Genomic DNA, 5,085 nt, shown 5'->3' on the forward strand with positions numbered 1-5,085 from the left:
TGGCGCGTCTGCGGCGCTTTCTGGCTGCCCTCTGATTCCCCTTTCCAAATAAATGTCCACCCGAGAACGTTTGACCGCCGCATTTACAGGGCTTTGCCTAGCCCTGCTACCGGCGGTCCTTCCCCCCGTGCCCGCCTCCCTGCTGCCGGCGGCCGAAGCCCAGCAGGTGCTGCGCATCGGTGCCATCCCCGACCAGAACCCTGAAAAGCTGAATCGCCTTTACGGCCTGGTGGCCGATGAGCTCAGTCAGCAACTGGGTGTCAAGGTCAGCTATGTGCCCGTCACCGATTACGCAGCTGCTGTTAGCGCCTTCCGCACCGGCAGTCTTGATCTGGTCTGGTTTGGCGGTCTCACCGGTGTGCAGGCCAGCCTGCAGAAACCCGGTGCCCAGATGCTTGCCCAGCGAGACATCGATGCGCAGTTTTACACCGTGTTTATCGCCAATGCCCGCAGCGGCCTCAAGCCGATCCAGAACCAGAAGGGACTAGTGGCCCTCAAAGGCAAGCGCTTCACCTTTGGCTCGGAAAGCTCCACCTCCGGCCGGCTGATGCCCCAGTACTTCCTCGCACAGGCCGGCGTCAAGTTGGCTGATTTCGCCGGCGGAGCTCCCGGCTTCAGTGGCAGCCACGACGCCACCATCGCCCTGGTACAGAGCGGCACCTACGACGCCGGCGCCGTCAATGAGCAGGTGTGGAAGAGCAACCTGCGCAGCGGCAAGGCCAACCGCAGCAAGGTGGTGCAGATCTGGCGCACCCCCAGCTACCCCGACTACCTATGGCTGGGCCAGCCCAACCTCGACCAGCGCTTCGGCAAGGGCTTCAGCGCCAAGCTGCGCCAGTCGATCATCAGCTGGCGACCCACTGACCCAGAGCAAAAGCAGATCTTGAGCCTGTTTGGTGCCCAGCAATTCACCACGGTGAAGCCGGACGAATACAAGCAGATCGAGCAGGTGGGGCGGCAAATCGGCAAGATCCGCTGACACAGGCCGGCGTTTGGGTCCAGCAGCATTCAGAATCAATCCTCTCCAGCGCCTCAGATCCGTGGTCTGGTTGATTGATTTGGTCTTGCTGCTGGCAGGCTTTGTGCTTTGGAGCCGCGCCAATAATGAAGGCGATGAGGCTTGGTCCCTGTTTCTGCGCAGCATCGCCTTTCTTGATCTGGCCTTCATCACCTTCGGCAACGGCCAACTGCTGATTGAGATTCCCGCCCTCGCCCTTGCCCTGGCCCTGCCATCAGCGGCCAGCCTGCACCGGCGGCGCACCTGAAACGTCAATGAATCCCCGCGGCCCTGATCTGATTGAGGTGTCCTTAGTGGCTCTGATCCTGGCGCTGATCGTTTACCGCCTCACCCTGGTCTGAAGGGGGGCATGTCTGCACTGCTCAAACTTCAAGACATCACCGTCAAGGGCCGCAGCCAGCCTCGCCTTGATCGGGTGTCGCTGCAGGTTGATGCCGGTGAACGGATCGCCCTGCTGGGTCCCAGCGGAGCTGGCAAAAGCACCTTGCTGGCCGTGGCCAATGGCTTGCTGACCCCGCAGCAGGGCAGGGTGTTTTGGCAGGGAGAGGCCCGGGCCCGCAGCGGACGGGCCCGACGACGGCAGCAAGCCCGGATCGGCACCCTTTGGCAAGACCTGCGCCTGATCGAGGAGCTCACCGTGCAGCAAAACCTCAACGCCGCCCGGCTAGCGGTCTGGGGCTGGCCGCGGGCCCTGCTCAACCTGCTGATGCCCCTAGAGACCAAGGCCTGCACAACGATGTTGCAGCGACTTGATCTCGATCCAGCCCTGCTCAACCAGCCCGTCTCCGCCCTCTCCGGTGGCCAGCGCCAGAGGGTGGCCCTAGCCCGACTACTGCGACAGGAGCCCCAACTGCTACTAGCCGATGAACCCTTAGCCAGCCTTGATCCCCGCCTGGCCGGCGAGCTGTTAACCCTGCTGCTGGAGCTCGCAAACCCGCCTCGGGCCTTGCTGCTGAGCCTGCACCGTCCCGATTTGCTGGCTGGTTTCGATCGAGTGCTGGGGCTGCGGGCCGGGCGCCTTGTCTTTGACCAACCCATGGCCAGCCTTGAGCCAGGCCAGCTCGCGGAGCTTTACGCCGGGACCCCAGGGGCATGAGACCAGCGGCGCCGTTGTGGGTGTTGCTGCCCGCCCTAATCGTGCTGCCGCTGCTGGCGTTGCTGCCGGGAATCAGCCATGGCGGTGGCTGGGAGCTGGTGGGGCAATTTGCTGCCGCAGCCCTGCGGCCTTCCCTTGATCCCATAGTGCTGGGATCGGTGCTGGGCGGCCTAGCCGTAACAGCCGGCATGGCCCTATTGGGCTGGGCCGGCAGCCTGGTGCTGGGCTTGGTGCTGGGAATCGCTAGTTCAAGGGTGGTGTGGCGCACCTGCTACGGCAGCGCCGCTCCAGCCAGCTGGATACGCCGGCTACTAGCCATACCGCGCTCGATTCACGAGCTGCTCTGGGGGCTGCTGTTGCTTCAGGTGGTCGGGCTTCAACCAGTGGTGGCGGTAGTGGCAATCGCCATTCCCTTTGGAGCGCTGGTAGCCCGGGTGGTCAGCGACCTGCTGGATGCCCTGCCCACCGCCAGCCTGGAGGCCCTGCGCTGCGGCGGCAGCCCCGCCCCCACCGCCCTATTCACGGCCCTGGGGCCGCCCCTGCTGCCCCAGGTGATCAGCTACAGCGGCTACCGGCTCGAATGCGCCTTGCGCAGCGCCACCCTGCTGGGAGTATTTGGCCTGGGCGGGCTGGGCACCGAGCTGCGCCTCACCCTGCAATCGCTGGCATTCAACGAGCTCTGGAGCGGCCTGTGGCTACTACTGGCGGTGATGCTGCTGCTGGAAGCCCTGATGGGCTGGCTGCGGCGGCGCTGGTCCATGCCGGCACGGCTGGGGCTGAGCCAGCGGGGGGTGGGCAGCCAGGGCCAGGAGATGGTGGCTGGGGCCATGGCCCTGCTGCCCGTGCTGGTGATGGTGGCTTGGCGCCTAGAGGTGCAGCCCGCCACCCTGTTGCAGTGGCAAGGCCTGCCACCGCTGGGCGCCGCCGACTGGGGAGCCGTGGCGGCCCTGCCCTGGCCGAGCCTGATCGGCAACACCCTGCTGCTCACCTTGGTAGCCGCGGCCCTAGCGGTGGGGCTGGCGCCGCTGCTACTGCTGCTTGCGACGCCCTGGCCGGCGGCGGGCGCGCTGGTGCGGGGGCTGTGGGCCCTGGGCCGGCTATGGCCGCCACCGCTCACGGCGCTGTTGCTTCTGTTTGTGCTCCAGCCCGGGGTGCTTACAGGTGCCCTTGCCCTGGCCTTCCACAACCTGGGCATTCTCGGACGCCTGCTCCTAGAAGCCGCCGAAACCAGTGGCGGCAACAAGGAGCAGGCCCTGCTAGCCGCAGGGGTGGGTCCGCGCCTGGCCCTGCTCTACGGCCGCTTCAGCGGCCTGGCCCGTCCCTACTTGGCCTATGGCGCTTACCGGGCTGATGTGATTTTGCGCGAATCGGTAGTAGTGGGGCTGGTGGGGGCCACGGGCCTGGGCAGCCAGCTGCTGGAAGCCCTGAGTTCGTTTGCCGGCGACCAACTGCTGGCCCTTGTGCTGGCCTATGCGCTGCTGACCTTGCTGGGGGAAGATCTCAGCGACCGCGCACGCCAGTGGCTGCTGGAGACCCCCCATGGTGATGGCCATCCCCAGGAAGCTGGTGGCACTTGGCGATAGCGGCGTTTTGGGCTGGGGTGATCCCCTTGAGGGGGGCTGGTGCGAGCGGCTGCGGCGCCACTGGATGGAACTGCCGGGCGGCCCGGTGCTCTACAACCTCGGCGTGCGTGGCGATGGCCTGGAGCGACTGGCAGCCCGCCTCAGCGCTGAGGTTGGCTGCCGCGGTGAGCTACGGCGCCAGCTGCCGCAGGGGATCCTGCTCGGCATAGGCCTGAATGACACCGCCCGGGTTGGACGGCCTGATGGGCGACCCCAACTGGATGCCGAAGGCTTTTTGTTTGGCTTGCAGCAGCTTCTGCACAAGGCCAAGGAGATCGCTGCGGTGCATGTGATCGGCCTCACCCCGGTGGAGGAGAGCGCCATGCCCTACGCCGGGGTGCTCTGGTATTCCCTGGCAGACATCCGTCGCTACGAGGCCCTGCTGGAAGAGGCCTGCCTGGAGGCGAATGTGCCGTTCCTGCCCCTGCTGGAGGGGCTGCTGGCCGATTCCGACTGGCCCCTATGGCTGAGCAACGACGGCCTGCACCTCAACAGTGAGGGGCATAGCCGGGTATTTGAACGGGTGCGCTCCTGGCCGGCCCTTCTGGACTGGGCCGATCTGCAGCTGCGCCAAGAGCCCACCCCCTTGGGCTACTAAGCAGCACGGAGCGAAGGTTTCTTATCACCCATTCGGGTGAGAGCGCTTCACCGCCCTGGGGGAGCCAGCCGGATGGGCACCGCGGCGAAGGTAAAAACACCGACGCCTCCACCCCATGGCATCTGCCTTCCCAGCTACTGCCCACTCGAAAACATCTGCCCGCCAGCGCCGCAGCGGCCAAGCCGATCCAGCCCAGGCCGAACTGGGCCCCTCCCAGCTGCACACCCGCAACCGCAGCTGGCTTGAAGCCATGGCCGCCAGCCCTGACGCCGCAACCAAGCTCTGGTGGCGCAACGCCCTGGTGGAGCACAACCTGGCCCTGGTGCGCATGGTGGCCCAGCGCCATAGCCAACGCACGGGTCAACCTTTTGATGAGCTGGTGTCTGCAGGCTGCCTGGGGCTGATCCGGGCCGTAGAGACCTTCGACCTGCGCCAAACCTGCAATCTCAGCAGCTATGCGGTGCCCTACATCCGCGGCGCCATGCTTCACGACGTCCGCGACCACGGCCAGCCGCTGCACACCCCCCGGCGGCTGCGGGAGCTACAGCAACGGGCCCGGCGGCGGCAGGAGCAGCGCCGCAGCCAGGGCCTTGCACCGCTTGCCGCCGCAGATCTGGCCTTAGAGCTCGGTTGCAACACCGCCCAACTTGAGGAGGCCAGCGCAGTGCAGCGGGCCCTGCAGGTGCGCAGTCTCGATGCCCCGCTCAGCGGCGAAGGCGAGCAGGCGGGCACCCTGCTCGACCAGCTGGCA

Annotated in this window: 6 protein-coding genes; all 6 read left to right on the top strand. The window is 66.3% G+C overall.

Annotation, left to right across the window (positions count from 1 at the left end):
• The first annotated feature begins 52 nt into the window (after positions 1 to 52).
• The gene (locus tag KBY71_RS15035; protein ID WP_254929691.1) at positions 53 to 979 is read left to right on the top strand and encodes a putative selenate ABC transporter substrate-binding protein; all 927 of its coding nucleotides are present in this window, start codon (positions 53 to 55) and stop codon (positions 977 to 979) included.
• A gap of 70 nt (positions 980 to 1,049) precedes the next feature.
• Positions 1,050 to 1,265: a hypothetical protein gene (locus KBY71_RS15040; protein ID WP_261352332.1), complete on the top strand. Its 216-nt coding sequence runs from the start codon at positions 1,050 to 1,052 to the stop codon at positions 1,263 to 1,265.
• A gap of 102 nt (positions 1,266 to 1,367) precedes the next feature.
• Positions 1,368 to 2,114: an ATP-binding cassette domain-containing protein gene (locus KBY71_RS15045; RefSeq protein WP_254929693.1), complete on the top strand. Its 747-nt coding sequence runs from the start codon at positions 1,368 to 1,370 to the stop codon at positions 2,112 to 2,114.
• A complete protein-coding gene (locus KBY71_RS15050) occupies positions 2,111 to 3,697 on the top strand; it encodes an ABC transporter permease (protein ID WP_254929694.1) in 1,587 nt (528 codons plus the stop codon). The genes KBY71_RS15045 and KBY71_RS15050 overlap by 4 nt, the downstream gene beginning before the upstream one ends.
• The gene (locus KBY71_RS15055) at positions 3,654 to 4,334 is read left to right on the top strand and encodes a GDSL-type esterase/lipase family protein (RefSeq protein WP_254929695.1); all 681 of its coding nucleotides are present in this window, start codon (positions 3,654 to 3,656) and stop codon (positions 4,332 to 4,334) included. Before KBY71_RS15050 ends, KBY71_RS15055 begins: the two co-directional genes overlap by 44 nt.
• Positions 4,335 to 4,449: 115 nt before the next feature.
• On the top strand, positions 4,450 to 5,085 hold a 636-nt coding region (locus KBY71_RS15060), incomplete at its 3' end, for a sigma-70 family RNA polymerase sigma factor (RefSeq protein WP_254929696.1).

It is taken from the genome of Cyanobium sp. T1B-Tous (genome assembly GCF_024345475.1).
Classification (GTDB): Bacteria; Cyanobacteriota; Cyanobacteriia; order PCC-6307; family Cyanobiaceae; genus Cyanobium_A.